Genomic DNA, 24,678 nt, shown 5'->3' with positions numbered 1-24,678 from the left:
TGCCGGGGCGCTATCCCGCGTCCGCGAGGCCGGCCAGCGGCAACAACTGCGAGAGATCCGGACGGTCGATCACGACGTCGGCCCGGCTCCGCACGACGGGCTTCGCGCAGAACGCGACGCCGAGCGCGGCGGTCTCGAGCATCCGAAGGTCGTTCGCGCCGTCGCCCGCCGCGACCGTGCGCCGGAGCGGGATGCCGCCCTCCGCCGCCCACTCGGCGAGCGCGACGGCCTTCGCCTCCGCGTCGATGATCGGGCCGAGCACGCGCCCGGTGAACCGCCCGCCCTCGATCTCCAGCCGGTTCGCGCGGCAGTGATCGAGGCCGAGCCGCTCGGCGAGCGGGTCGAGGAGCTCGTGGAACCCGCCGGACACCACGCCGATGCGCCCACCGGCCGCGTGCACACCGGCGATCAAGCGATCGAGTCCCGGCGTCGGGGTCATCCGTTCCCGCACGCGGGGGAGGATCGAGGCATCCAGTCCGGCGAGCGTCGCCACCCGCTCGCGAAGGCTCTCCGCGAAGTCGAGCTCGCCGCGCATCGCGCGCTCGGTGACCGCCGCGACGTGCGCGAGGGTGCCCGCCTCTTCGGCGAGGAGTTCGATCGCCTCTTCGCGGATGAGCGTCGAGTCCGCGTCGAGCACGACGAGGGGGCCGCGCGAGGCGGCCGGGGCTCCGGCGCTCACGCGCGAGCCCGGATGCGCGAGCCCTTGCCCACGACGGTGATGCCGCTCTCGGTGACGATGAAGCCGCGCGCGAGGTCCTGCTGACGGTCGATGCCGACCTCGGCGCCCTCCTCGACGACGACCTCCTTGTCGAGGATGGCCCGGCGCACGGTGGCGCCGCCCTCGATCCGGGCCCGGTCGAAGAGGATCGAGTCCGCCACGTGCGCGCCGGAGCCCACCATTGCCCACGGCCCGATGACGCTGCGTTCGAGGTGCGCGCCGGAGATGACCGAGCCGAGCGAGACGATCGAGTCGATGACGGTGCCGAGGGCGCCGCGGGCGTCCCTCGTGAACTTCGCCGGAGGCGAGTTGAGCTGCTGGCTGAAGATCGGCCACTCCCGGTTGTAGAGGTTGAACACGGGCAGCACCGAGATGAGGTCCTGGTGCGCCTCGAAGTACGAGTCGATGGTTCCGACGTCGCGCCAGTAGTAGCGGTCGCGGTCGGTGGCGCCGGGGACGTCGTTGCGCTGCAGGTCGTAGACGCCCGCGCGCCCCTCCTCGACGAAGGCCGGGATGATGTCGCCGCCCATGTCGTGGCCGGAGTCGGCGCGGTCGCCGTCGCGCTTGACGGCCTCGATGAGCGCGTCGGCGTCGAAGACGTAGTTGCCCATCGAGGCGAGCACCGACCCGGGCGCGTCGGGGAGGCCGACCGGGTGGGTCGGTTTCTCCAGGAAGCGCGAGATGCGGTCGGGCTGCTCGGCGTCGACCTCGATGACGCCGAACTGGTCGGCGAGCGAGATCGGCTGGCGGATGGCCGCGACCGTCGCGGCGGCGCCCGACTCGACGTGGGCGTCGACCATCTGCGCGAAGTCCATGCGGTACACGTGATCGGCGCCCACCACGACGATGAGGTCGGGCCGCTCGTCGTGGATCAGGTTCAGGCTCTGCAGGATGGCGTCGGCGGAGCCGGAGAACCAGCGCTTGCCGAGCCGCTGCTGGGCGGGCACCGAGGCGACGTAGGAGTTCAGCAGCCCGCTCAGCCGCCAGGTCTGCGACACGTGCCGGTCGAGGCTGTGCGACTTGTACTGGGTCAGCACCACGATCTGACGCAGCCCCGAGTTCAGCAGGTTGGAGAGCGCGAAGTCGATCAGGCGGTACTGCCCACCGAAGGGCACGGCCGGCTTCGCACGGTCCTCGGTCAGGGGCATCAATCGCTTGCCCTCGCCGCCGGCGAGGACGATCGCGAAGACCTTGCGCGCAACCATGGTCCCCAGCGTAACGAGCGCGGGCCGGATTCGTGCCCTCCGAGTCGATCCGAGTCCGCCGTCGCGCCACCGCGCTGCGATAGCGTGGCGGCATGCTGGTCGATCTGCTCACCAGGGAGTACCCGCCGGAGGTCTACGGCGGGGCCGGCGTGCACGTGGCCGAGCTCGTGCGCGCGCTCCGCCGCGACCTCGACGTCCGGGTGCGCTGCTTCGGCGCCCCCCGCGAGGAAGAGGGCACGTTCGCGTACACCCCGCCGGTCGAGTTCGCCGGGCGGAACGCCGCGCTCGGCACCATGGGCGTCGACCTCCTGATGGCGGACGACGTCGCCGGGGCCGACCTCGTGCACTCGCACACCTGGTACGCGAACCTCGCCGGGTTCACGGCGAAGCGCCTGCACGGGATCCCGCACGTCGTCACCGCACACAGCCTGGAGCCGCTCCGGCCGTGGAAGGCCGAGCAGCTCGGCGGCGGCTACCGGCTCTCCTCCTGGGCGGAGCGCACCGCCTTCGAGGACGCCGACGCGGTGATCGCGGTGAGCGAGGGGATGCGCCGAGACCTCCTGCGCGCCTACCCGGCGATCGACCCCGCCCGCGTCCAGGTCGTCTACAACGGCATCGACCTCGACGACTGGGCGCCGAACGACGACGCCGCACTGGTCCGCTCGCTCGGCGTCGACCCCGAGCGGCCCGCGATCGTCTTCGTCGGCAGGATCACCAGGCAGAAGGGGCTGCCGTACCTCCTCCGCGCCGCCCGGCGCCTGCCTCCGGAGGCGCAGCTCGTCCTCTGCGCGGGCGCCCCGGACACCGCGGAGATCATGAGCGAGGTGACCGCGCTCGTCGAGGAGCTCCGCCGCGAGCGCGACGGCGTCGTGTGGATCGACCGGCACCTCCCGAGGCCCGAGCTCACCGCTCTGCTGACCGCGGCGACCGCGTTCGTCTGCCCCTCGATCTACGAACCTCTCGGCATCGTGAACCTCGAGGCGATGGCCTGCGGCGCCGCCGTCGTCGGCACCGCCACCGGCGGCATCCCCGAGGTGGTGGCGGACGGCGTGACCGGGGTCCTCGTCCCGATCGAGCAGGCCGACGACGGCACCGGCACCCCGCTCGACCCGGAACGCTACGTCGCCGATCTCGCCGCCGCGCTCGAGCGCGTCCTCGCCGATCCGGCGGAGGCGAGGCGGCTCGGCGCCGCGGGCCGTGTCCGGGCGGAGGAGCACTTCGGGTGGACGGCGATCGCCGAGCGCACCCGCGAGGTGTATCGGGACGCGCTCGCCCGCTGACGGGGGCGCGGCGGTGGGCCGTCGGGCCCTCCCGCTGCCGATAGCATGGATCGCATGGCGAGCACGGTTCTGAAGTTCAGCGATGTGTCGGTGGTCCGCGACGGGAACACCATTCTCGACGGGATCGACTGGACGGTCAGGGCCGATGAGCGTTGGGTCGTCCTCGGCCCGAACGGCGCCGGCAAGACCACGCTGCTCCAGATCGCCGCCGCGGCGATGCACCCGAGCTCCGGCGAGGCCGAGGTGCTCCTCGAGTCGCTCGGCAAGGTCGACGTGTTCGAGCTCCGGCCGATGATCGGCTTCGCCTCCTCGGCGATGGCCCGCAAGCTCCCGAAGACCGAGACGGTGCTCGACGTCGTGCTGACCGCGGCGTACTCCGTCGCCGGCCGCTGGAACGAGGAGTACGAGGAGATCGACCTCCGCCGCGCGCAGCGGGTCCTCTCCGAGTGGGGCCTCGAGCGCTTCGCCGACCGCCGCTTCGGCAGCCTCTCCGACGGCGAGCAGAAGCGCGTGCAGATCGCCCGTGCCGTGATGACCGACCCCGAGCTCCTGCTGCTCGACGAGCCGGCCGCGAGCCTCGACCTCGGCGCCCGGGAGGAGCTCGTCGGCCTCCTCGGCGGCTACGCCTCCTCGAGCGCCTCCCCGGCGATCGTGATGGTCACCCACCACGTCGAGGAGATCCCGCAGGGCTTCACGCACGCGCTGCTCCTGAAGCAGGGCCAGGTCGTGGCATCCGGCCCGTTCGGCGAGGCGCTCACCGCCGAGACGCTCAGCGAGACCTTCGGCCTCCCGATCGAGCTGAGCGAGAACGACGGCCGCTTCGCCGCGCGGGCGACCGCCTGAGGGCGGCTTCCCGCTGCATCTGCTAAACTCGTGAGCTGGCCCGAGGGCCACCGAGCTTCCCTGCCGTCGTACTGCGCCAACCGGGCGGTCGGCCGCGGCGGCGGAATCCCCATCCATCTCGACTACTGATCAAGGAAGTCTTCATGAAGACCGACATCCACCCCGAGTACAACGCCATCGTCTTCCGCGACCTGGCGTCGGGCGCCACGTTCCTCACGCGTTCGACCGCGACGAGCGACAAGACGATCGAGCTCGACGGTGTCACCTACCCGGTCATCGACGTCGAGATCTCGAGCGAGTCGCACCCGTTCTACACGGGCAAGCAGCGCATCATGGACTCGGCCGGCCGCGTCGAGAAGTTCAACCAGCGCTTCAAGGGCTTCGGCGGCTCCAACTAAGACCGTCGCGACACGGGCGGGCGACCTTCGGGTCGCCCGCCCGTTCGTCGTTCCCGGGGTGCCCGCGACGGGGAGACCAGGGACGGGCCTCAGCGGGATGCCCCGTGGCAGGCCGGGATGCCCCCTGGCCGGGAGGTCGCGTGACCGGTTCCGCGGGCGAGCACGCGCTCAGCGCAGCGGCCAGGCCCCGACCGCGACGAACTCCGGCTCCCCGTTGCGCCGGCGCCAGTCCTGGTAGCTCTCGGCCTGGAGCCTCGCCCACTCGACCTGGCGCTCGTGCAGCTCCGCCGCCGCGAGCGCCGCGACCTCCGGGTATGCGCGGGCGATCGCCTGCGCCACCCGGCCCGCCGCGGTCGCGTCGGCACCGGCGTCGTGCGCGTCGACGAGTTCGACCCCGTAGTGCGCCGCGGCGGCCGTCAGGGTGCGCTTGCCGCGCCGGTAGCGGTCGACCGCCTTGTCGATGACGAGCGGGTCGATGACGGGCCAGGGCCCGGGCAGGGGAGTGGTGCCGTAGCGCTCGGCCTCGCGCGACAGCACCGAGAGGTCGTACGCGGCGTTGTAGGCGACGATCGGCAGGCCGCGGGCGGCGGCGTCGGCGAGGGCGGCCACGATCTCCGCGACCGCGCGCGCCGCCGGCATGCCCTCGGCCCGCGCCCGTTCGGTGGAGACGCCGTGGATGAGGCTCGCCGCGGTCGGGATCTCGACGCCCGGATCGGCGAGCCAGCTGCGCTGCTCGATCACCCGGCCCTCGCGATCGAGCACGCCGACGTAGGCGGTCACGATGCGACACGTATCGATGTCGATGCCCGTGGTCTCGAGGTCGAAGACGGCGAGGGTGTCGGCCCAGTCGGCGGTGGCATCGATCATGGCGTCACCCTACGTGCGGCCTCCGACAGCTCGGGCGAGCCGCGCCGTAGACTGGAGAGGATGACCCCCTCGCCGTACGCCGCCCTGCTCGAGCGCATCCCCGTGCGCGAACACCGCGCCACCGTGCTGGGCACGACGACCGCGTGGTGGGAGTACGGCGAGCCCGGCGCACCCGTGATCGTGTTCGTCCACGGCTTCCGCGGCGACCATCACGGCCTCGAGCCCATCGTCGCGAACCTGCCCGGCTTCCGCATCATCTCGCCCGACCTGCCCGGCTTCGGCGAGTCCGAGCCGCTCGCGGGCGCCCACGACATCGACGGCTATGCCGCGTGGCTGTCGGCGTTCATCGAGTCGCTGTCCCTCGGCGGCGCGTACACGCTGCTCGGGCACTCCTTCGGCTCGATCGTGGCCTCCGCGGCCGTCGCGGGCGGGCTGCGCCCGGAGCGGCTCGTGCTCGTGAACCCGATCGGCGCACCGGCGCTCGAGGGTCCCCGCGGCATCATGACCCGTCTCGCCGTCGCGTACTACCGGGCCGCCGCGGCCCTCCCGGAGCGGGCCGGCTTCGCCGTGCTGAAGAGCCGGGCGATCGTGCGCGTGATGAGCGTGACGATGGCGAAGACGCGCTCGCGCGAGCTCCGCCGCTTCATCCACGATCAGCACGACCGCTACTTCTCCGCGTTCAGCGACCGCGACAGCCTGCTGGAAGCGTTCCGCGCCTCCGTCAGCCACGACGTGCGCGAGTACGCCCCGCGGATCGACGTCCCGGTGCTCCTCGTCGCCGCCGAGCGCGACGACATCACCCCGATCGCGGCGCAGCACGTGCTCGTCGAGCGCTTCCCCGACGCGCGGCTCGAAGTGATCCCCGAGGTCGGGCACCTCATCCACTACGAGGCGCCGGGCGACGCCGCCCGCCGGATCCTCGGCTTCGTGCCGCACGGAGCGGCCGCGTGAGGATCGTCTTCGACTGCAGGTACACCCGCATCGGGCAGCACGACGGCATCAGCCGGTTCACGGCCGGCCTCGTGGGCGAGCTCGGCAAGCGGCATCCGGTCACCATGCTCATCAACGACCACCGCCAGCTGGAGCTCCTGCCCGAGCTGCCCTGGCAGCTCGTCAGCGGGCCGACGAGCCCGCTCGAACCGTTCGTGGCGCTGCAGGTGAAGCGGTTGAAGCCCGACCTCGTCTTCTCGCCGATGCAGACGATGGGCTCGCTCGGCCGCGACTACCGGCTGCTGCTCACCCTCCACGACCTGATCTACTACGAGAACCGCACGCCGCCGCGGAACCTGCCGTGGCCGGTGCGGATCCTCTGGCGCCTCTACCACCTCGCGTGGTGGCCGCAGCGGGTGCTGCTGAACCGCGCAGATCGCGTGGTCACCGTGTCGGAGACGACCGCGGGGCTCATCGCCGAGCACCGCCTCACGAACCGCGAGGTCACCGTCGTGCCGAACGCGGCGGACGAGCTCGGCCGACCCGAGCTGCCGCGGCGGCGGCCCGCCCGTCCGCGCCTCGTCTACATGGGCTCGTTCATGCCGTACAAGGGCGTCGACACGCTGGTCCGGGCGGCGGCGAAGCTGCCCGACCACGAGCTGCACCTGCTCAGCCGCATCGACGACGAGGAGCGGCGCCGGCTCACCCGGCTGGCGCCCGACGCCCGCATCGTGTTCCACGACGGGGTCAGCGACGAGGAGTACGCGGAGCTGCTCGCGGGCGCGACCGCGCTCGTGCACGCCTCGCGCGCGGAGGGCTTCGGCATCCCGCTCGTCGAGGCGATGCGGCTCGGCACCCCCATCGTCGTGAGCGACATCCCGATCTTCCGGGAGATCGGCGGCGACGCCGCCAGCTACTTCGACCCGGCCGACCCCGGCGACCTCGTCCGCGCGCTCGACGAGCTCGAGCGCGACGAGGCCTGGGAGCGGCGCTCGGAGCTCGCGGTCGCGCAGGCGGCGCAGTACACCTGGGCCGCGTCGGCGGAGCGGCTCCTGGAGCTCATGCAGCGCACCGTCGCGGAGCAGGGCGGTCGCGGCCGCTCGCATCGGCGCCGCTGAGCCCAGTCGCCCTTGAGTCCCGGCGCCGCTGAGCCCCGGTGCCGCTGCGCCCTGGCGCCACGCCCGACCTGTCTCGACGCACGTCGTGCGTTGCGGCAGCGCACGGACGCGCGAGGAGTCAGTCTCCGGTGCCGGTGAGCCGCTCGGGCTCGACGAGCTCGAGCGCCTCGTCGACGACCCGCACGAGATGCACCGATCCGTTGTCGATGCGGTAGCCGGGACCGGGGAGGGTCCAGTCGCTGAGGTGCAGGATGAGCGAGTGGATGACGCCGCCGTGCGCGACTGCGAGCACCCGTCCGCCGGGATGCCGCCGGGCGAGCGCGAGCAGCGCCGCGGAGCTGCGTTCGATGACCGCCGACCGCGGTTCGAGCCCCTCGATCGTCGCAGCCGACGCCTCGAGCTCGGCGCGGCCCGCGGGGTCGAGCCCCTCGAGCGCGCCGTGGCGACGCTCGACGAGCTCCGGCACGTGCACCGGCTCGGCGAGGCCGAGCCCGGCCGCCATCATCGACGCCGTCTCGGCCGCGCGCGCGAGCGGGCTCGCGTAGATCGCATCCCACGGCTCGTCGCGGAGCGCCTCCGCGGTCGCGGCAGCCTGTCGCCGCCCGGTGTCGTTCAGCGGGATGTCGGTGAGCCCCTGGATGCGCCGCTCACGGTTCCAGTCGGTCTCGCCGTGCCGGACGAGCGCGATCGTGACGGGCTGGAGCGGCACCCTGCTGAGCTCGGTCATCCGACCATGCTCGCAGATGCGCCCGCGTGTTCACGACGCGAGGGCATCGGTTTCACGACGCGAGGGCATCGGCGATCGCGGTCAGGGTCTCGGTGGTGCCGGCGTCGATCTTCACCGTCGCGCGGCCGTCGCCCTTCGTCTCGCCGCGGTTCACGACCACGATCGGCAGCCGGCGACGACGGGCGAGCTCGATGAGGCGGATGCCGGAGTTCACGACGAGCGAGCTGCCGGCGACGAGGAGCGAATCGGCCGCCTCGACGACGCCCGCTGCGGAGCGGAACGTCTCGACCGGCACGAACTCCCCGAAGAACACGACGTCGGGCTTCAGCATGCCGCCGCAGACGGTGCACTCCGGGATGCGCATGTCCGCGACGTCGTCGACCTCGACGTCGCCGTCGGGGTTCGTGCGCACCGCGCGCTCGAGCTCCGGTTCGAGCCCGGGGTTCAGTGTCGTCAGCCGCTCGGCGATCGCCTCCCGGGCGAAGAGCTGGCCGCAGGCGAGGCACACGACGCGGTCCATGCCGCCGTGCAGCTCGACGACGCGGCGGCTCCCCGCGCGACGGTGCAGACCGTCGACGTTCTGCGTGACGATCCCCGTCGCGACGCCGGCCGCCTCGAGACGGGCGAGGGCGAGATGCCCGCCGTTCGGCCGCGCGGAGCCGAAGGAGCGCCAGCCGAGGTGGCTGCCCGCCCAGTAGCGCTTCCGCGCCGGTTCGGAGCCGAGGAAGGTCTGGAACGTCATCGGCGTGCGACGCGGCGCGCCCTCGCCGCGGTAGTCGGGGATGCCCGAGTCGGTGCTCACCCCGGCGCCCGTGAGCACGGCCACCCTTCCGGCGCCGAGCACCTCGACGGCGCGCTCGATGCCCGCCACGATCGGCTCCGCAGTGCTGGTGCTCACAGGGCTCCCTTCCACGGCTGCGACCAGCCCGTGTCCCACGATGGTAAACGCCGCACTTTTCCAGTTTGTTTCCTCGGGTGGCAGGCTGGACCTCCGGGAGGACCACTTGCACATCGAACGAGTGCGCGACGCGGCATCCGACGCCGTCGCCGACTACGCGAACCTGACCGACGTCGCACTCCGCAGCACCGCCGAACCGGAGCGCGGCATCTACCTGGCCGAGTCCGCGAAGGTCATCGCCCGCGCGCTCGCGGCGGGCCACCGGCCCCGCTCCGTGCTGATGGAGGAGAAGTGGCTCCCCGGCCTCGAGCCGCTGCTCGCGGCGTACGACGTGCCCGTCCACCTCGCCGACGCCGCCCAGTTGGAGGAGATCACCGGCTACCGGGTGCATCGCGGCGCCCTCGCCGCCTTCGAGCGCCCCGAGCTGCCCGACCCCGCCGAGCTGCTCCGCGGCGCCCGGCGGGTGGTGGTGCTCGAGGACATCGTCGATCACACGAACGTCGGGGCGATCTTCCGCAGCGTCGCCGGACTCGGCGCCGACGCGGTGCTCGTCAGCCCGCGCTGTGCCGACCCGCTGTACCGGCGGAGCGTCCGGGTGAGCATGGGCACCGTCTTCCAGGTGCCGTGGACGCGCCTGCCGGACTGGGACGAGGCCGTGCCGCTCCTGCACGGCCACGGCTTCGAGATCGCGGCCCTCGCGCTCGCCGACGACGCGGTGTCGCTGCGCGCCCTCGCGGCGGATCCGCCGGAGCGCCTCGCACTCGTCTTCGGCGCGGAGGGCGACGGCCTCAGCCGGCGCGCCCTCGCCGCGGCCGACCGCATCGTCACGATCCCGATGCTGCACGAGGTCGACTCGTTGAACGTCGCCGCCGCCGCGGCCGTCGTCCTGTACGCGCTGACCGATCTCCAGCTCGGGCACGGCTCCGGCGGCTAGGCTCGCAGGCGATGACGACCCACGCTCCCGGCCGCGAGGCCGAGTCCGACGCCGCGCTCACGGGCGACCGCCCCGCCGACCCCGCGGGCGGCTCCGACGCCGCCGCGGCACGGCTCGCCAGGGCGAAACTGTACCGCCGCCGCCGGATCGTCGTCTTCAGCGCCCTCGCGCTCGTCCTCGCGCTGCTCGTCTCGGGCGGCGTCTACGCGGGACGGGCGCTCGGCGCTCCGATCCCGGCAGCGGTCCCGCTCGTCACGGCGCCGCAGCCGGTCGCCGCCGCGGCCCAGCAGCTCGCGCTCCCCGGCTTCGGCGGCTACGCGGTCGGCGCCGTCGGCTTCGACGGGCTCCTCGCCACCGGCTCCGCGGATGCCGCCCTGCCGACCGCGAGCATCACGAAGATCATCACCGCGCTCGTCGTGCTCGACGAGCATCCCGTCGCGGCGGGGGAGGGCGGTCCGGACATCGCCTACACGGAGGCGGACGTCGAGCTCTACTGGGACATGATCGCCCAGAACGGCTCGGTCGCCCCGGTGGAGCCCGGCATCTCGCTCACCCTCGTGCAGAGCCTCGAGGCGATGCTGCTGCCCTCCGGGAACAACTACGCGATCTCGATCTCGAACTGGGCGTTCGGCTCCCAGGAAGCGTTCCTCGAGCGGGCGCGGACCTGGCTCGCCGACCACGGCTTCGCGCACACCGCCATCGCCGACTCCAGCGGGCTCTCGCTCGACAACACCAGCACCCCGGCCGAGCTCGTGCGGCTCGGTGAACTCGCGCTCGAGAACCCCGTCGTCGCGGCGATCGTCGCGACGCAGGAGGTCGAGCTCCCCGAGCTCGGGCCGATCGAGAACTCCAACAAGCTCCTCGGCAGCCGCGGCGTGGACGGCATCAAGACGGGCACGACCGACGACGCCGCCAATCTGCTCTTCTCCGCGGACGTCACGGTCGGCGAGGAGTCCGTCACGATCGTCGGGGTGCTCCTCGGAGCCCCCGACCACGCGAGCCTCCGGGCGGCGGTCGCCGCGCTGCTCGACAGCGTCGCACCCGGGTTCCGCGAGGTCACCGCATTCGACGAGGGCACCGATCTCGCGAGCTATGCGACCCCGTGGGGGCAGACCGCCCACGCCGAGGCGAGCGAAGCCGCGCGGCTCCTCGTCTGGAGCGACACGCCCGTCGAGGTGTCCGTGGACGCGGAGTCGATCACCACGGCCGCCGACGGCACCGAGGTCGGCAGCGCCACGGTCACGGCGGGCTCGCGATCGGTCGTCGTCCCGCTGCGGCTCGACGCCTCGGTCGAGGATCCGGGCCCGTGGTGGCGGCTCGGCAACCCGGGCGCGCTCGACGCACCGGTCGCCGCGCGGCACGACTGATCGGGCCGCGCTCCGCGGGCGGCCGGGTCAGTCGGCGGCGCGCTCTTCGTTCGCGGCGTACGGGCCGGCAGCCGGTCGCTTGGCCGTCACCGAGTCGCCGGACGACTGGTGCCGGATGCGCCGGACGACCCACGGCACGAGGTACTCCCGCGCCCAGGCGAGGTCCTCGACACGAGCGGTGCGCCAGCTCCGGGCGGGCAGCGGCTCCGGAGTCGAGGGCTCCAGCTCGTTCTCGACGTTGAGGGTCGCGAGCACCATGCGCGCCACGGTGTGATGGCCGAGCGCGTTCAGGTGCAACCGGTCGGGGGCCCACATCCGCTGGTCTTGGATCTCCGTGAGGGCCCACTGATCGGCCACGAGCAGGTCGTGCTTCGCCGCGATGGCGCGCAGGTTCTCGTTGTAGATCGCGACCTTGCCGCGGATGCCGCGGAACACGGGGGAGAAGCCGACGTCGACCCCCGTGAACAGCACGATCGTGGCGCGGTCGCGGGAGAGCCGCTCGACGGCGTACTCGAAGCGGGCGGAGATCTCGTCCGGGTCGGTGCCGGGCCGGATGACGTCGTTCCCGCCGGCGGAGATCGTGATGAGGTCGGGCCGCAGCGCGAGCGCGGGCTCGATCTGCTCGTCGATGATCTGCTGGATGAGGCGTCCGCGGATGGCGAGGTTCGCGTAGGCGAAGTCGTCGTCGCCCTGCGCGAGCACCTCGGCGACTCGGTCGGCCCAGCCGCGATGTCCGCCGGGAACCGTGGGCTCGGGATCCCCGATCCCCTCGGTGAAGGAGTCGCCGAGCGCGACGTAGCGGGACCAGGGATGGCGCTGCGCGGACGTCGCTGGCGGCGTGGATTCGTGTGACGTTCCTCCGACTGGCATTCCTCCATTCTGCACACGCCGCCGACGCACCGCGGCAATCGGGCCGGCGTCGTCGCCGCGCCAGGCCCGGTCGGCGGTGCGGCTTCGCTCGTGTCGGATGCCTCGGGTAGCCTCGTATCCTCATGAGCTCAGTGATTCCGAACGGCGCCCACCCGGGCACCTCGGCCGCCGAGCACCTCTCACCGTCCTATCCCGAGCGCGCCGCCTGGGGCACCGCCTCCAAGCTGCGCGCCTGGCAGGCCGAGGCGCTCGAGCACTACCTCGCCGAGCTCCCGCGCGACTACCTCGCCGCTGCGACCCCCGGCGCCGGCAAGACGACCTTCGCGCTGCGGCTCGCCGCGGAGCTCCGCGCCCGTCGCATCGTCGACCGCATCACCGTCGTCGCCCCCACCGACCACCTGAAGCGGCAGTGGGCCGACGCCGCCGACCGCGTCGGCATCCGCCTCGATCCCGGGTTCCGCAACGCCCACGGCCGTTCGGCGCGCCACTTCCACGGCGTCGCCGTCACCTACGCGCAGGTCGCCATGCGCCCCGCGCTGCATCGCGAGCTCACCCTGTCCGGCCGGAGTCTCATCATCCTCGACGAGGTGCACCACGGCGGCGACACGCTCTCCTGGGGCGACGCCATCCGCGAGGCCTTCGAGCCGGCGACGAAGCGCCTCTCGCTCACCGGCACCCCGTTCCGCAGCGACACCGCGCCCATCCCGTTCGTCGACTACGCGCCCGACGCGAAGGGCATCCGCGTCTCACGCACCGACTACGCCTACGGCTACGACCGGGCGCTCGCCGACGGGGTCGTCCGTCCCGTCATCTTCATGGTCTACGCCGGCCACATGCGCTGGCGCACGAAGGCGGGCGACGAGATGGAGGCCCGTCTCGGCGAGGACAACACGAAGGACATCACCTCCGCCGCGTGGCGCACGGCGCTCGAACCGAGCGGGGAGTGGATCCCGGCCGTGCTGCAGGCGGCGAACCGCCGGTTGAGCGAGGTCCGGCAGTCGATCCCGGATGCCGGGGGGCTCGTGCTCGCGACCGACCAGACCGTCGCCCGCGCGTACGCCCAGCAGCTCGAGCAGATCTGCGGCGAGCCGGTCACGGTGGTGCTCTCCGACGACAAGGAGGCCTCGGCGAACATCGAGGCGTTCTCGGCGTCGACGAGCCGGTGGATGGTCGCGGTGCGCATGGTGTCGGAGGGCGTCGACGTGCCGCGGCTCGCCGTCGGCGTGTACGCGACGAGCTCCTCGACCCCGCTCTTCTTCGCCCAGGCGATCGGGCGCTTCGTGCGCGCCCGCCGCCGCGGTGAGACTGCCTCGGTGTTCCTGCCCAACGTCCCGGTGCTGATGGCGCTCGCGAGCGAGCTCGAGCGCCAGCGCGATCACGCCCTCGACCGGCGCGACGGCGACGGCGGCGACGACCCGGGCCTGGAAGACGGCCTGCTCGAAGCGGCCAACCGCGAGGAGAAGGCGTCCGACGAGCTGTCGGCGGAGTTCACCTGGCAGGCGATCGCCTCCGACGCCACCTTCGACCGGGTCGTGTACGACGGCACCGAGTTCGGCACGCTCGCGGAGCCCGGCAGCGACGAGGAGTTCGACTTCATCGGCATCCCCGGTCTGCTGGAGCCGGAGCAGGTATCCGAGCTCCTCCGGCACCGCCAGGCGCGCCAGGCCCGCCGTGCGGGCGAGCGGCGCAAGCAGACCGTCGCCGACGAGGAGCACGCCGAACCCGTCGCGCTGTACCGCACGCTGAAGGAGCAGCGGGCGCTCCTGAACAGCCTCGTCGGCCTCTGGGCGCGGCAGACGGGCGAGCCGCACTCGCAGGTGCACGCGCAACTCAGGCGCGTCTGCGGCGGTCCTGCCGTCGCCCAGGCGACCGTCACCCAGCTCCAGGCCCGCATCGAGTTCGTGCGGAAGCGGCTCGGCGCCCGCTGACGCCCCGGCACGCCGGGGTCGATCGCCGCTCGCCCGGGGCGGGACGCCTCAGTCGCGGGCACCCGCGAGCACGACCGGCTCCCGGCTCGCGTCGCCGTCGGCGAAGGAGGCCGCGTCGAGCGCGCGGAGCAGGTCGTCGGCGAGGTCGTCGACGTGCTCGAGCCCGATCGAGAGCCGCACGACGCCCGCTGCCGGCTTCGCCTCGCCCGCGACCGGCCGGTGGGTGAGCGACGCGGGGTGCTGCACGAGCGAGTCGACGCCGCCGAGGGAGACCGCGTGCGTGACGAGCTCGCAGGCCTCGACGAAGCGCTGCGCTGCCGAGAAGCCGCCCGCCAGATCGAGCGCGATGATCGCGCCGGGCCCCGACTGCTGCCGCCCGATGAGGCCGGCCGGATCCTGCCCCGGGAGCCCGGGGTAGTGCACGGCCGCGACGGCGGGGTGCGCGGCGAGGCGCTCCGCGAGCTCGCCCGCGGTCGCCTGCTGGGCGCGCACGCGCACCGGAAGCGTGCGCAGGCCGCGGTGCAGCAGGTACGCCGCGAAGGGATGCAGGAGACCGCCCGTGAGCGCGCGCACGCGCCGGAGCCGGCCGACCCACTCCGCGTCGCCGGCGATCACTCCGCCCATGACGTCGCCGTGCCCGCCGAGATACTTGGTGGCGCTGTGCAGCACGAGGCTCGCGCCGTGCTCGAGCGGTCGCTGCAGCACCGGGGTCGCGAAGGTGTTGTCGACGAGCAGCGTCACCGTCCCGGCCGCCCGGGCGAGCACGGCCAGATCGACGAGCTCGAGCGTGGGGTTCGCGGGCGTCTCGACGACGACGAGTCCCGTCTCGGGTCGGATCGCCGCGGCGACCTCGTGCACGGTCGCCCACGTCACCTCGGTGCCGAGCAGCCCGGTGTCGAGCACGTGATCGGTGCCGCCGTACAGCGGGCGCACGGCGACGATGTGCGGGCGACCGGCGCTCGCGGAGGCGATGAGGAGCGCCGAGAGCGCCGCCATCCCGCTCGCGAAAGCGACGGCGCCCTCGGCGCCCTCCAGCTCCGCGAGCGCGGACTCGAACCGCGCGACGCCGGGCTGCCAGAGCCGCTGGTAGACGGCGGAGCGATCGGCGCCGAGATCCTGGCCGCCGGCGAGCTCCTCGTACGACAGCCCGCCGAGCTCGACGGAGGGGAGCGGATTCGTCGTGGAGAGGTCGAGTGGAGGAACATGGGAGCCGAGCTCGCGCACCCCGTCCATTCCAGCGTGGACGGCGCGGGTCTCGAAGCGGGACGTCGGTGTCTGCATTCCGCCAATGAAGCAGGATCTGCGAGAATCGGCAAGTAGTGTCGCAGAAACTCGCGAACTGGTATCTTGAGTCGCAGATTCATCGATCTTCGACCGAGAGGACAGAGCGATGGCGCAGAAAGCCGAACTCGACCGCGTCGACCGGGCGCTCATCGCGGCGCTCTCCTCGAACGCCCGCGCCTCGGGCGCGGCCCTCGCCGCGGAGGTCGGAGTCGCCGAATCGACGGTGTCGCTCCGCCTCCGCCGTCTGCAGAGCCTCGGCATCATCCGGAGCTTCCGCGTCGACGTCGACCTCGCCGCGCTCGGCGTCTCGCTGCAGGCGCTCATCGCCGTCCGCCTCGTGAAGCACGACCGGAGCGAGATCGACGCCTTCCGCCAGGCGGTGCCGCACCTTCCCGGCGTCCTCGCCGTCTTCCACATGGCCGGAGCCGAGGACTACCTCCTGCACGTCGCCGCCCGCGACGCCGAGGAGCTGCGCGAGTTCGTGCTCGCGCACCTCACCGGCCACCCCGCCGTCGCGCACACCGAGACGAACCTCATCTTCGAGTACGCCTCGGGCGACGGCTGGCAGCACCTCGTCGGGTGATCGCGGTAGTCGGGGCCACCCCGACGCTTCGGCGCACCGAAGGACGTTCGGGAATCCGAAATGCTGCGAATCCCGCCGTTTCGGGCCGATCCGACCGGCGCCACCGGTAGCTTTGCTGAGGCCGCGAACGCGGCCCACGCGATGGCGCGGGCTGCACGGGCGAGTCGTGCGCCCGCGAGAAGGAGCAGCATGAGCGAGCCGCAGGGCACCGCCGCAGATCGCGCCAGATGGCGCCGCTACCTGGCCGACGAGCGAGCCGAGGCCGCCGTCTACCGGGAGCTGGCCGCGCGCCGCGAGGGGGAGGAGCGGGAGATCCTGCTCGCCCTCGCCGCAGCGGAGGGACGCCACGAGGCGCACTGGCTCCGTCTCCTCGGCGGCGACGAGCAGGGCGTGCCGCGCGCCGACATCCGCACCCGGATGCTCGGCGCCCTCGCCCGGCGCTTCGGATCCATCTTCGTCCTCGCCCTCGCCCAGCGGGCGGAGGCCCGCTCCCCGTACGCGAGCGACCCCGACGCGACCGCAGCGATGGCCGCGGACGAGCGCATCCACGGCGAGGTCGTGCGGGGCCTCGCCGCCCGCGGCCGACGCCGTCTCGCCGGCACCTTCCGCGCCGCCGTGTTCGGCGCGAACGACGGGCTCGTCTCCAACCTGGCGCTCGTGCTCGGCATCGGCGCGACCGGGGTCCCCGCGCCGGTCGTCCTCTTCACCGGGGTGGCGGGACTCCTCGCCGGCGCCCTCTCGATGGGGGCCGGCGAGTACGTGTCCGTGCGGTCGCAGCGCGAGCTGCTCGAGGCATCCGCCCCCGACCCGAGCGCGCGCGAAGCGCTACCCGACCTCGACATCGACGCCAACGAGCTCGCCCTCGTCTACCGCGCCCGCGGCATGGAACCCGAGGAGGCCGCCGAGCACGCCGCCCTCGTCGTCGCGCGCGTGCACGCCGTCGAGCAGCACCCGACGCCGACCGACGCGCTCGGCGTCGCCGAGCACGACGACGAGGCCGTCGGCACGGGACTCTCCGCCGCGATCTCGAGCTTCTGCTTCTTCGCCTCCGGGGCGCTCATCCCAGTGCTGCCGTACCTGTTCGGGATGACCGGGCTCCCCGCCGTCCTGCTGGCCACCGTGCTCGTCGGCATCGCGCTCCTCGCGACGGGCGCGACCGTGGGGCTCCTCTCCGGCGCCTCGCCGCTCAAGCGCGCCCTCCGCCAGCTCGCGATCGGGCTCGGCGCCGCAGCCGTCACCTACGTGCTCGGCCTCGCCTTCGGCACCACGATCGGCTAGCGTGGCGACTCGTGCCGCCGAGCGGGCGGCATGAAGGAGGTCGCAATGCCCGTCGCACTCGTCACCGGTGCCGGACGCCGCACCGGCATCGCCCACGCGATCGCCGTCGCCCTCGCGGAGGCCGGCTGGGACGTGGCCGTGACGAGCTCCGCCGAGCGCGACCGGGAGGTGCCCTTCGGCGGCGACCCCGACCGCGATCCGGACGCGCTCGAGCGGGAGCTCGTCGCGCACGGGGCGCGGACGGTGCGGATCGACGCCGACCTCGCCGACCCGGACGCCCCCGCCCGCCTCCTCGCCGAGGTCGGCGCGGAGCTCGGTCCGGTCACGGCGCTCGTGCTCTCGCACGCCTACAGCGTCGACTCCGGACTGCTGGACACCACGCTCGAGAGCTTCGACCAGCACTTCGCGGTGAACACGCGGGCCGCCTGGCTCCTGATCCGCTCGTTCGCCGCGCAGCTCCCGCACGGCGGCGGCAGCATCGTCGCGCTCACGAGCGACCACACCGTCGGCAATCTGCCCTACGGGGCGAGCAAGGGCGCGCTCGACCGGATCGTCATCGCAGCGGCGCGCGAGCTCGGCGGCCTCGGCATCCGCTCGAACGTCGTGAACCCGGGCCCGGTCGACACGGGCTGGATGGACGACGACACCCGCGCCGCGCTCACCGCCGCCCAGCCGAGCGGCCGCCTCGGCACCCCGGAGGACGCCGCGCGGCTCGTGCGCTTCCTGGTCTCGGATGACGGCCGGTGGATCACCGGGCAGCTCATCCACAGCGACGGCGGCTTCTCGGTCTGAGCCGGACGGCCGCCGCCCTGACGGAGAGGTCGCCGTCAGGGCGCGGTCACGAAGTCGATCAGCTCCTCGACCCGGCCGAGCAACGACGGCTCCAGGTCTCCGTAGCCGCGCACCCGGCCGAGGATGTGCTGCCAGGCACGCGCGATGTCCGCCTGCTCGGCGTGCGGCCAGCCGAACGCCGCGCAGATGCCGTGCTTCCACTCGGTGCCGCGGGGGATGACGGGCCACGCCTCCACGCCGAGCCGCTGCGGCTTCACCGCCTGCCAGACGTCGATGTACGGGTGCCCGACGACGAGCACATGCGCTCCATGCGGGCCGCGGGCGACGGCGTCGGCGATGCGCTGCTCCTTCGAGCCGGGCACGAGGTGGTCGACGAGCACGCCGACCTTGCGTCCCTTCCCGGGGCGGAACTCGGCGAGCGTCTCCGGCAGCACGTCGACGCCCTCGAGGTACTCGACGACGACCCCCTCGACCCGCAGGTCGGCGCCCCAGATCTTCTCGACGAGCTCGGCGTCGTGGCGACCCTCGACGAAGATCCGGCTCGGCAGCGCGACCTTCGCAGGCCCCGCCTCGGCGACGAACGACCCCGAGGCGGTGCGCAGGCGCCCGGTCTGGACCTTGGGCTTCGGCGCGACGAGCCGAACCGCTCGGCCGTCGAGGAGGAAGCCGTGCCCGAGGGGGAACAGCCGGCGCCCGCCGAATCGGTCCTCGAGCACGACGTTGCCCTGCTCGATGCCGAGGATCGCCCCGCAGAATCCGGACTCGGCGAGCTCCACCACCAGATCCCGCTCGGCCGCGACCTCGGGGATCGTGGTGCGCCCCCTGGCCTTCCAGTCGCCGGCGAGCACATCGCTGCCGTAGCGGTCGTGGGGGTCGGATCCGAAGGGCGGGGTGGCGGGCACCGGTCGAGGGTATCCGACCGCGCCCGCCCTCGGGCGGAGACACGACGACGGCCGCGCGAGACGCGGCGACCCGTCATCGGAAGTCCCGGGAGCGGTGCGGCGCCGTGACGATGAGCTGCTCGAACCGGTCGACGACGAGATTCGTCACCCCCTCCGGGCTCCGCTCCAGGATGCCTCGCACGACCATCGCCGGCGCCTCCCGCGCGATGCGGCGGTAGCGGTTCCAGACGCCGACGCCGGCGATGACGTTGAGGGTGCCCGACTCGTCTTCCAGGTTCAGGAAGGTGATGCCCGAGGCGGTCGCCGGGCGCTGCCGGTGCGTGACGACCCCGCCGACCTCGACGCGGCGGCCCGACTCCACCGCCCGCAGCCGGTCGATCCGCACCGCGCCGCGCGCATCGAGCTCGTTGCGCGCGTGCCGGATCGGATGGTCGTCGGGGGAGATGCCCGTCGCCCAGAGGTCGTACACCACCTGCTCGGCCTCGCTCAGGATCGGCAGCAGCGGCGGCTGCACCACCACCACGGAACCCGGCAGGAACTCGGCCCGGTCCTGCGCGGCCTCGCCCGCGAGCCAGAGCGCCTCGCGCGGTGCCAGCCCGAAGGCCTCGAAGGCCCCGGCGGCGGCGAGCGCCTCCAGCTGCTCGGTGTCGAGGGCGGCGCGGCGCGCCACGTCGGGCATGTCGCGATAGGGGCCGCCGGACTCGCGTTCGGCGACGATGCGCTCGGCGACCGCCGTGCCGATCGAGGCGACGTCGGCGAGCCCGAGTCGCACGGCGAACCCGGCGTCGCGACGGTGCGCGGCGGAGCGGTCGGGCGCCGCCCGGTCGAAGTCGCCGATCGGGGGCTGCTCGGCGTCGAGGCAGCCGTCCAGACCGCTCGGTCGTCGGGCCGGATCGCCGAGCGGGCCCGTCGCGTCCGCCCGGTCGAGCGGTTCCAGCCCCGCGTGCACCTCGGAGCGGAGGACGTCGGGGCGGAGGATGCGCACGCCGTGCCGTCTGGCATCGGCCGTGAGCGTGTGCGGCGAGTAGAAGCCCATGGGCTGCGCCCGGAGCAGCGCGGCGAGGAACGCGGCCGGGTAGTGCAGCTTCAGCCACGAGCTCACGTAGACGAGGAGCGCGAACGCCAGTGCGTGGCTCTCCGCGAAGCCGAAGTTCGCGAAGGCCTCGATCTTGCCGTAGATCGCGTCGGCGTCGTCCTGGGAGAGGCCGTTCCGCGCCATCCCCGCGTAGAGCTTCTCCTTCAGCTCGGAGATCTTCTGCACGCCCCGCTTCGAGCCCATCGCCCGCCGCAGCAGGTCGGCGTCGGCCGCCGTGCAGTCGCCGACGGCCACGGCCATCTGCATGAGCTGCTCCTGGAAGAGCGGCACCCCGAGCGTGCGCTTCAGCACGGGTTCGAGCTTCGGGTGCAGGTAGCTCACGGTCTCCTCGCCCGTGCGCCGACGGATGTAGGGGTGCACCGCGCCGCCCTGCACCGGCCCGGGCCGGATCAACGCGATCTCGACCACGAGGTCGTAGTAGCAGCGCGGCTTCAGCCGGGGGAGCGTGCCCATCTGCGCCCGGCTCTCGACCTGGAACACGCCCACCGAGTCGGCCCGGCAGAGCATGTCGTAGACGGCCGGCTCCTCCTTCGGGATGGAGTGCAGCTCCCAGTGCTCGCCGGTGCGGGCCTCGATCAGGTCGAAGGCGTACTGCAGGGCGGCGAGCATGCCGAGACCGAGCAGGTCGAACTTCACGAGGCCCATCCAGGCGCAGTCGTCCTTGTCCCATTGCAGCACCGTGCGGCCGGGCATGCGGGCGTGCTCGATGGGGCAGACCTCGCCGACGGGCCGATCGGTGAGCACCATGCCGCCCGAGTGGATGCCGAGATGCCGCGGGAAGGTCAGCAGCTGCTCGGCGAGCTCCACCACGGGACCCGGGATGTCGTGGTCGTCGGTCTCGACGACGGCGCCCCAGCGTTCGACCTGCCGCGACCAGGCATCCTGCTGACCGGTGCCGTAGCCGAGCGCCTTCGCCATGTCGCGCACGGCCGCCTTCGGCCGGTAGCTGATGACGTTCGCGACCTGGGCGGCGTTCTGCCGCCCGTACTTCGTGTAGACGTACTGGATGATCTCCTCGCGGCGGTCGGAGTCGAAGTCGACGTCGATGTCGGGCTCCTCGTCGCGCAGCGCGGAGAGGAAGCGCTCGAAGGGCAGGTCGAACTTGATCGAGTCCACCGCGGTGATCCGCAGCGCGTAGCAGACGGCCGAGTTCGCGGCGGAGCCCCGGCCCTGGCAGAGGATGCCTCGACGGCGCGCCTCCGCGACGAGGTCGTGCACGATCAGGAAGTAGCCGGGGAAGTCCTTCTGCTCGATGACCGCGAGCTCGTGATCGAGCCGCCGCCGCACGTGGTCCGGCACCCCCGGGTAGAGCTCCTCGGCCCCCTGCCGGACGAGCTCGCGCAGCCAGCTCATCGGCGTGTGCCCGTCGGGCACCTCCTGCCTCGGCAGCCGGGGCCGGGCGCTGCGAAGGGTGAAGCCGAGCTCCTCGGCGAGCACGACGGAGCGTTCGACCGCTCCCGGATAGCGGGCGAAGCGGGCGAGCATCTCGGCGCCGCTGCGCAGGTGCTGCTCGTTCGAGGCCGGCAGCCAGCCGTCGAGCTCGTCGAGGCTGCGCCTCGCCCGGACCGCAGACAGCGCGTTCGCGAGACGGTGCTCGCCCGGGGTCGCGTAGTGCACGGCGTTCGTCGCGAGGAGCGGCACCCCGGCCCGGGCGGCGAGCGCCGCGAGCTGATCGTTCGCCCGCTGGTCGCCGGGATGCCCGTGGTCGAAGAGCTCCACCACGACCTGCTCCCGGCCGAACAGCGCGGTCAGCCGGTCGAGCTCCCGCCGCGCCGCGTCCTCCCCGTGCTCGGCGAGCGCCCGCCGGACCGGGCTCTTCCGGCATCCCGTCGGCACGACCCACTCGCCGTCGGCCTGCTCGGCGAGCCGTTCGAGCTCATAGACGGGCCGCCCCTTCTCCCCGCCCGCGAGCTGGGCGCCCGTGATCGCCGCGGCGAGCCGGTGGTAGCCGGCCTCGCCGCGGGCGAGGACCAGCAGGTGCTCGCCCTCGGGATCGGCCGCGCCCAGCTGCGGGGCGGACAGGCCGAGCGAGAGCTCGGCGCCGTAGACGGTGCGCAGCTCGGGGAAGCTCTCGGCGGCCTCGGCGAAGCGGACGATGCCGTAGAAGCCGTCGTGGTCGGTGATCGCGAGCCCGGACAGACCGAGCCGGCGGGCCTCCTCCACGAGCTGCTCAGGCTGGGAGGCGCCGTCGAGGAAGCTGTAGTTGGAGTGCACGTGCAGCTCGGCGTAGGGCACGACCGGGCCGTTCGGGGCGACAAGGCCCTCCGCAGGGCGGTACGGGGCGCGCTTGCGGCTGAAGGCCGGCCCGTCGCCGCCGTCGGCGATGAGCTTCGAGGGCCTCGGCCGGCGCCGGTCCGAAAGCCGGCGCTCGAGCTCCGACCACGGGATCTCCGGGTTGTTCCAGCCCATCAGTCGTACCTCGCCTCGGCCCACCAGCCCTCGGCGTCGCGGAGCAGCAGCCAGGCGCAGCCGTCGTGGTCGACGAGCTGGAAGCGGTGCACGCGCCGCGCCCGCTCCGGGTCCCACCAGCGCTCGACGACCGGCCAGGGGCCGGCCCAGGCGCGCACCTCGGCGGGTTCCGTGCCCACGAGGGCGAAGGCGGCGGGCGGCGAGCCGATCGCCCCGCGCTCGTCGATCGCGACGGAACCGCCCGCGGCATCGCGGAGGAGCACCGGCACCGGCTCGTCGAAGACGCTCGCGGGGGCCCGGGCGGGCAGGGTTCCCGGCCAGGGGCCGGGGCGGGCCGCCGGTGCACGGTCCCCCCACGGCACGAGCACCTGGCGATCGCCGAGCAGACGGCCACCGCCGACCGTCGCGGTGACGACGCCCTCGTGGCCGAGGAGCCCCTGCACCCGGGTGAGGGCGTGGTGGACCCGTTCGTCGGGGCCGCCGCCCCAGAGGCCCGGCTCGTGGTCGCCGGTCGAATCCAGGCGTTCGGGGACGACCCGCACACGGGTCACCGCCGCGGCGAGCCCGGCCTCGGCGCTGCCCGCCCCCTGCAACTGCCAGCGGACCCGGTCGAGCACCTCGGCGGCGGTGAACCAGCGCGGGTGCAGCCAGCTCCGCCCCGAGTGGCCGCCGCGGTCGTCCTCCAGCTCGATCCGGAGCGCCGTGCACACGAGCCGGGACTCCCGGATGCGGTCGATGAAGCGTTCGGCCGACACGCGGAACGCGAAGGCGAGCTGGTCGATGCGATCGATCGGCGGCTCGAAGCGCTGCTCCACCTCGAACTCCGGCGGGGGCGTGCGAGCCGCCACCTCGGACTGCTCGCGCCCGGCCGCACGGGCGTGGGCGAACGCCCCCGCCGGGCCGAAGCGCCGCCGCACATCGTCGGCCGGCAGCGCCGCGAGCTCGCCCAGGGTGCGGACGCCGAGCCGGAGGAGCAGCGTGCGGGTGCGCTGCTCGACGACGAGCGAGACCGGCAGCGGCGCGAGGAACTCGGCCGAGCCGCCCTCGGAGACGATGCCGACGGGGGAGCGCAGCGCGGTGCGGGCGGCCTGCTCCGCGGCGAACGGGCCGTCGGCGATGCCGATCTTCGCGCCGGGGATGCCGAGCGCGGCCACAGTGTCGAGCAGGGCCCCCGCCGCCTGGGCCTCGCCGCCGTAGTAGCGGACCGGGCCGCGCGCCCGCATCGCGAGCGTGCCCGGGCGCACGATCTGCACGGCGGGCACCGCCTCCTCCACTCCGCGCACGACCGGCTCGAACGCGCGGTGGTCGAGCACGGGGTCGTAGGGGAGCACGACGAGCTCGGGGGAGCGGTACTGCGCTTCGCGGAGCCGGATGCCTCTCGACACCCCGTCGCGTCGGGCCGTGGAGGAGCAGGAGTGCACGGCGCCGGCCTCGACGAGCGCGATCGGCCGCGCCGGATCGATCCCGGCCTCGCGGCCGGCGGCGAAGACCGGCCAGTCGGGGCACCAGAGCACGATGGTGCGGGTGCGCCGGGTCATCCCGCCCGCCGTTCCCCGGCCGACGGCCGGACCGCGGCCAGCGGCGGGGCCGCGACGAAGCCGCGCGCCCCCTCGGCGAGACGGAGCCGCGCCCGGCGCCCGCTGGCGAATCCGCCGCGACCCGAGGCGCGCACGAGCAGTTCGTGATCGGCGAGCAGGCCGTGCCCGCGTTCGAGCCCGCTCCAGCCGCTCGACTCCACGCCGAGGCTCACCTCGCTGCCGGGCCAGTCGCCGTCGACGAGGAGCGCCGAGCCGCGCTCGCGGAGCCGCGCGGCGAGCCTGGACGCCTCGGCCGGCTGCACCCGTCCGCCCGGGCGGACGGCGACGAGCGGGATGGCCTCGGCGAGCGTCGCGACGACGGTGAACCAGTGCCGGCCCGGGCGCGGCACGAGCGCGAGACGGTCGAGGTCGAGGCCGAAGCGTTCGGCCGCCTCGATCCCGAACTCGGGGATGCCGACGACGGCGCACCAGCGCCCCGCGGCGCTCGCCTCCGCGAGGAGGGCCATGAGCAGCGAGCCGGACCCGCGTACCTCGGTGACGGTGCCCTCGCGCACGGTTCCGCCTGGCAGGAGGGCGTTGAAGGCGGGATGGGTCGGCAGCGCCCGCCCCTCGAGCTTCGTCGCCTGCATGCCGTGGATGCGGCTCTGCAGCTCGGCGACCCGCTCGAGGCGGGTGCGCTGGGGAAGGGTCGAGGTCACCCCTTCAGTTTCGAA

General features: G+C 73.6%; 22 protein-coding genes. 11 read left to right on the top strand and 11 right to left on the bottom strand.

What is annotated here, in order from left to right; translation table 11 throughout:
• Nucleotides 1–10 precede the first annotated feature (10 nt).
• Nucleotides 11–679 carry a phosphoserine phosphatase SerB gene (serB, locus tag ROT00_RS06830; RefSeq protein WP_404773402.1) on the bottom strand — a complete coding sequence of 223 codons (669 nt, stop codon included), beginning with the start codon at nucleotides 677–679 and terminating at the stop codon, nucleotides 11–13.
• Nucleotides 676–1,923 (bottom strand): glucose-1-phosphate adenylyltransferase, encoded by a 1,248-nt coding sequence (gene glgC, locus ROT00_RS06825; protein ID WP_404773400.1) that lies wholly within the window; start codon nucleotides 1,921–1,923, stop codon nucleotides 676–678. The genes serB and glgC overlap by 4 nt, the downstream gene beginning before the upstream one ends.
• Before the next feature lie 92 nt (nucleotides 1,924–2,015).
• On the opposite strand from glgC, the gene glgA reads away from it, so the two are divergent.
• From glgA to ROT00_RS06810, 3 genes are all read left to right on the top strand, one after another.
• On the top strand, nucleotides 2,016–3,203 hold the full coding sequence (gene glgA, locus ROT00_RS06820; RefSeq protein ID WP_404773398.1) for a glycogen synthase: 1,188 nt from the start codon (nucleotides 2,016–2,018) through the stop codon (nucleotides 3,201–3,203).
• Nucleotides 3,204–3,257: 54 nt separating this feature from the next.
• Nucleotides 3,258–4,046 carry an ABC transporter ATP-binding protein gene (locus ROT00_RS06815; RefSeq protein WP_404773397.1) on the top strand — a complete coding sequence of 263 codons (789 nt, stop codon included), beginning with the start codon at nucleotides 3,258–3,260 and terminating at the stop codon, nucleotides 4,044–4,046.
• Between the two features lie 143 nt (nucleotides 4,047–4,189).
• Nucleotides 4,190–4,444 carry a type B 50S ribosomal protein L31 gene (locus ROT00_RS06810; protein WP_404773395.1) on the top strand — a complete coding sequence of 85 codons (255 nt, stop codon included), beginning with the start codon at nucleotides 4,190–4,192 and terminating at the stop codon, nucleotides 4,442–4,444.
• Between the two features lie 168 nt (nucleotides 4,445–4,612).
• On the opposite strand, the gene ROT00_RS06805 is transcribed toward ROT00_RS06810, so the two are convergent.
• Nucleotides 4,613–5,311 (bottom strand): exonuclease domain-containing protein, encoded by a 699-nt coding sequence (locus ROT00_RS06805; protein WP_404773394.1) that lies wholly within the window; start codon nucleotides 5,309–5,311, stop codon nucleotides 4,613–4,615.
• A gap of 60 nt (nucleotides 5,312–5,371) precedes the next feature.
• Here ROT00_RS06805 and ROT00_RS06800 point away from each other — a divergent pair, with 60 nt between their 5' ends.
• Both ROT00_RS06800 and ROT00_RS06795 read left to right on the top strand, forming a co-directional pair.
• Nucleotides 5,372–6,262, top strand: a complete 891-nt coding sequence (locus ROT00_RS06800) for an alpha/beta fold hydrolase (protein WP_404773392.1) — start codon at nucleotides 5,372–5,374, stop codon at nucleotides 6,260–6,262.
• Nucleotides 6,259–7,359: a glycosyltransferase family 4 protein gene (locus tag ROT00_RS06795; protein ID WP_404773391.1), complete on the top strand. Its 1,101-nt coding sequence runs from the start codon at nucleotides 6,259–6,261 to the stop codon at nucleotides 7,357–7,359. Before ROT00_RS06800 ends, ROT00_RS06795 begins: the two co-directional genes overlap by 4 nt.
• A gap of 118 nt (nucleotides 7,360–7,477) precedes the next feature.
• On the opposite strand, the gene ROT00_RS06790 is transcribed toward ROT00_RS06795, so the two are convergent.
• Both ROT00_RS06790 and ROT00_RS06785 read right to left on the bottom strand, forming a co-directional pair.
• On the bottom strand, nucleotides 7,478–8,086 hold the full coding sequence (locus ROT00_RS06790; protein ID WP_404773390.1) for a histidine phosphatase family protein: 609 nt from the start codon (nucleotides 8,084–8,086) through the stop codon (nucleotides 7,478–7,480).
• Nucleotides 8,087–8,138: 52 nt separating this feature from the next.
• Entirely contained in the window at nucleotides 8,139–8,984 is an 846-nt protein-coding gene (locus tag ROT00_RS06785; RefSeq protein ID WP_404773388.1) for a Sir2 family NAD-dependent protein deacetylase, read from the bottom strand.
• A gap of 106 nt (nucleotides 8,985–9,090) precedes the next feature.
• Here ROT00_RS06785 and ROT00_RS06780 point away from each other — a divergent pair, with 106 nt between their 5' ends.
• Both ROT00_RS06780 and ROT00_RS06775 read left to right on the top strand, forming a co-directional pair.
• On the top strand, nucleotides 9,091–9,918 hold the full coding sequence (locus ROT00_RS06780; RefSeq protein ID WP_404773387.1) for a TrmH family RNA methyltransferase: 828 nt from the start codon (nucleotides 9,091–9,093) through the stop codon (nucleotides 9,916–9,918).
• Between the two features lie 11 nt (nucleotides 9,919–9,929).
• Nucleotides 9,930–11,285 carry a D-alanyl-D-alanine carboxypeptidase family protein gene (locus tag ROT00_RS06775; protein WP_404773385.1) on the top strand — a complete coding sequence of 452 codons (1,356 nt, stop codon included), beginning with the start codon at nucleotides 9,930–9,932 and terminating at the stop codon, nucleotides 11,283–11,285.
• Nucleotides 11,286–11,312: 27 nt separating this feature from the next.
• Here the strand turns inward: ROT00_RS06775 and ROT00_RS06770 are convergent, their stop codons facing one another.
• Nucleotides 11,313–12,155, bottom strand: coding sequence for an SGNH/GDSL hydrolase family protein (locus ROT00_RS06770; protein WP_404773383.1), 843 nt, complete (start codon nucleotides 12,153–12,155; stop codon nucleotides 11,313–11,315).
• A 122-nt stretch (nucleotides 12,156–12,277) separates the two neighbouring features.
• On the opposite strand from ROT00_RS06770, the gene ROT00_RS06765 reads away from it, so the two are divergent.
• Entirely contained in the window at nucleotides 12,278–14,083 is a 1,806-nt protein-coding gene (locus ROT00_RS06765) for a DEAD/DEAH box helicase (RefSeq protein ID WP_404773381.1), read from the top strand.
• A gap of 48 nt (nucleotides 14,084–14,131) precedes the next feature.
• Here the strand turns inward: ROT00_RS06765 and ROT00_RS06760 are convergent, their stop codons facing one another.
• Nucleotides 14,132–15,364, bottom strand: a complete 1,233-nt coding sequence (locus ROT00_RS06760; RefSeq protein WP_404773379.1) for a trans-sulfuration enzyme family protein — start codon at nucleotides 15,362–15,364, stop codon at nucleotides 14,132–14,134.
• Between the two features lie 109 nt (nucleotides 15,365–15,473).
• On the opposite strand from ROT00_RS06760, the gene ROT00_RS06755 reads away from it, so the two are divergent.
• From ROT00_RS06755 to ROT00_RS06745, 3 genes are all read left to right on the top strand, one after another.
• Nucleotides 15,474–15,950 carry an Lrp/AsnC family transcriptional regulator gene (locus ROT00_RS06755; protein ID WP_404773377.1) on the top strand — a complete coding sequence of 159 codons (477 nt, stop codon included), beginning with the start codon at nucleotides 15,474–15,476 and terminating at the stop codon, nucleotides 15,948–15,950.
• 189 nt (nucleotides 15,951–16,139) lie between these two features.
• A complete protein-coding gene (locus tag ROT00_RS06750; protein WP_404773375.1) occupies nucleotides 16,140–17,228 on the top strand; it encodes a VIT1/CCC1 transporter family protein in 1,089 nt (362 codons plus the stop codon).
• Nucleotides 17,229–17,273: 45 nt separating this feature from the next.
• Nucleotides 17,274–18,020 (top strand): SDR family oxidoreductase, encoded by a 747-nt coding sequence (locus tag ROT00_RS06745; protein WP_404773373.1) that lies wholly within the window; start codon nucleotides 17,274–17,276, stop codon nucleotides 18,018–18,020.
• Between the two features lie 35 nt (nucleotides 18,021–18,055).
• Here ROT00_RS06745 and ROT00_RS06740 read toward each other — a convergent pair whose 3' ends face one another.
• The 4 genes from ROT00_RS06740 to ROT00_RS06725 all read right to left on the bottom strand — a co-directional run bounded on the left by ROT00_RS06740 (nucleotide 18,056) and on the right by ROT00_RS06725 (nucleotide 24,663).
• Nucleotides 18,056–18,922 carry a DUF3097 domain-containing protein gene (locus tag ROT00_RS06740; RefSeq protein WP_404773372.1) on the bottom strand — a complete coding sequence of 289 codons (867 nt, stop codon included), beginning with the start codon at nucleotides 18,920–18,922 and terminating at the stop codon, nucleotides 18,056–18,058.
• A 73-nt stretch (nucleotides 18,923–18,995) separates the two neighbouring features.
• Nucleotides 18,996–22,427 carry an error-prone DNA polymerase gene (locus ROT00_RS06735; protein WP_404773370.1) on the bottom strand — a complete coding sequence of 1,144 codons (3,432 nt, stop codon included), beginning with the start codon at nucleotides 22,425–22,427 and terminating at the stop codon, nucleotides 18,996–18,998.
• The gene (locus ROT00_RS06730; RefSeq protein ID WP_404773368.1) at nucleotides 22,427–23,965 is read right to left on the bottom strand and encodes a DNA polymerase Y family protein; all 1,539 of its coding nucleotides are present in this window, start codon (nucleotides 23,963–23,965) and stop codon (nucleotides 22,427–22,429) included. The genes ROT00_RS06735 and ROT00_RS06730 overlap by 1 nt, the downstream gene beginning before the upstream one ends.
• Nucleotides 23,962–24,663 (bottom strand): hypothetical protein, encoded by a 702-nt coding sequence (locus ROT00_RS06725; protein WP_404773366.1) that lies wholly within the window; start codon nucleotides 24,661–24,663, stop codon nucleotides 23,962–23,964. Before ROT00_RS06725 ends, ROT00_RS06730 begins: the two co-directional genes overlap by 4 nt.
• Between the last annotated feature and the right edge of the window lie 15 nt (nucleotides 24,664–24,678).

It is taken from the genome of Agromyces mediolanus (genome assembly GCF_044917495.1).
GTDB lineage: Bacteria > Actinomycetota > Actinomycetes > Actinomycetales > Microbacteriaceae > Agromyces > Agromyces mediolanus_B.
The sequence above is the reverse complement of the archived record's forward strand: the minus strand, read 5'-3'. Positions and strand labels throughout refer to the sequence as shown.

What these genes read in the sequence shown, in the direction of transcription:
- glgC (WP_404773400.1), bottom strand. Translation starts at nt 1,923, where the DNA reads ATGGTTGCGCGCAAGGTCTTCGCGATCGTCCTCGCCGGCGGCGAGGGC.
- glgA (WP_404773398.1), top strand. Translation starts at nt 2,016, where the DNA reads ATGCTGGTCGATCTGCTCACCAGGGAGTACCCGCCGGAGGTCTACGGC.
- ROT00_RS06815 (WP_404773397.1), top strand. Translation starts at nt 3,258, where the DNA reads ATGGCGAGCACGGTTCTGAAGTTCAGCGATGTGTCGGTGGTCCGCGAC.
- ROT00_RS06810 (WP_404773395.1), top strand. Translation starts at nt 4,190, where the DNA reads ATGAAGACCGACATCCACCCCGAGTACAACGCCATCGTCTTCCGCGAC.
- ROT00_RS06805 (WP_404773394.1), bottom strand. Translation starts at nt 5,311, where the DNA reads ATGATCGATGCCACCGCCGACTGGGCCGACACCCTCGCCGTCTTCGAC.
- ROT00_RS06800 (WP_404773392.1), top strand. Translation starts at nt 5,372, where the DNA reads ATGACCCCCTCGCCGTACGCCGCCCTGCTCGAGCGCATCCCCGTGCGC.
- ROT00_RS06790 (WP_404773390.1), bottom strand. Translation starts at nt 8,086, where the DNA reads ATGACCGAGCTCAGCAGGGTGCCGCTCCAGCCCGTCACGATCGCGCTC.
- ROT00_RS06775 (WP_404773385.1), top strand. Translation starts at nt 9,930, where the DNA reads ATGACGACCCACGCTCCCGGCCGCGAGGCCGAGTCCGACGCCGCGCTC.
- ROT00_RS06770 (WP_404773383.1), bottom strand. Translation starts at nt 12,155, where the DNA reads ATGCCAGTCGGAGGAACGTCACACGAATCCACGCCGCCAGCGACGTCC.
- ROT00_RS06765 (WP_404773381.1), top strand. Translation starts at nt 12,278, where the DNA reads ATGAGCTCAGTGATTCCGAACGGCGCCCACCCGGGCACCTCGGCCGCC.
- ROT00_RS06760 (WP_404773379.1), bottom strand. Translation starts at nt 15,364, where the DNA reads ATGCAGACACCGACGTCCCGCTTCGAGACCCGCGCCGTCCACGCTGGA.
- ROT00_RS06755 (WP_404773377.1), top strand. Translation starts at nt 15,474, where the DNA reads ATGGCGCAGAAAGCCGAACTCGACCGCGTCGACCGGGCGCTCATCGCG.
- ROT00_RS06750 (WP_404773375.1), top strand. Translation starts at nt 16,140, where the DNA reads ATGAGCGAGCCGCAGGGCACCGCCGCAGATCGCGCCAGATGGCGCCGC.
- ROT00_RS06745 (WP_404773373.1), top strand. Translation starts at nt 17,274, where the DNA reads ATGCCCGTCGCACTCGTCACCGGTGCCGGACGCCGCACCGGCATCGCC.
- ROT00_RS06735 (WP_404773370.1), bottom strand. Translation starts at nt 22,427, where the DNA reads ATGGGCTGGAACAACCCGGAGATCCCGTGGTCGGAGCTCGAGCGCCGG.
- ROT00_RS06730 (WP_404773368.1), bottom strand. Translation starts at nt 23,965, where the DNA reads ATGACCCGGCGCACCCGCACCATCGTGCTCTGGTGCCCCGACTGGCCG.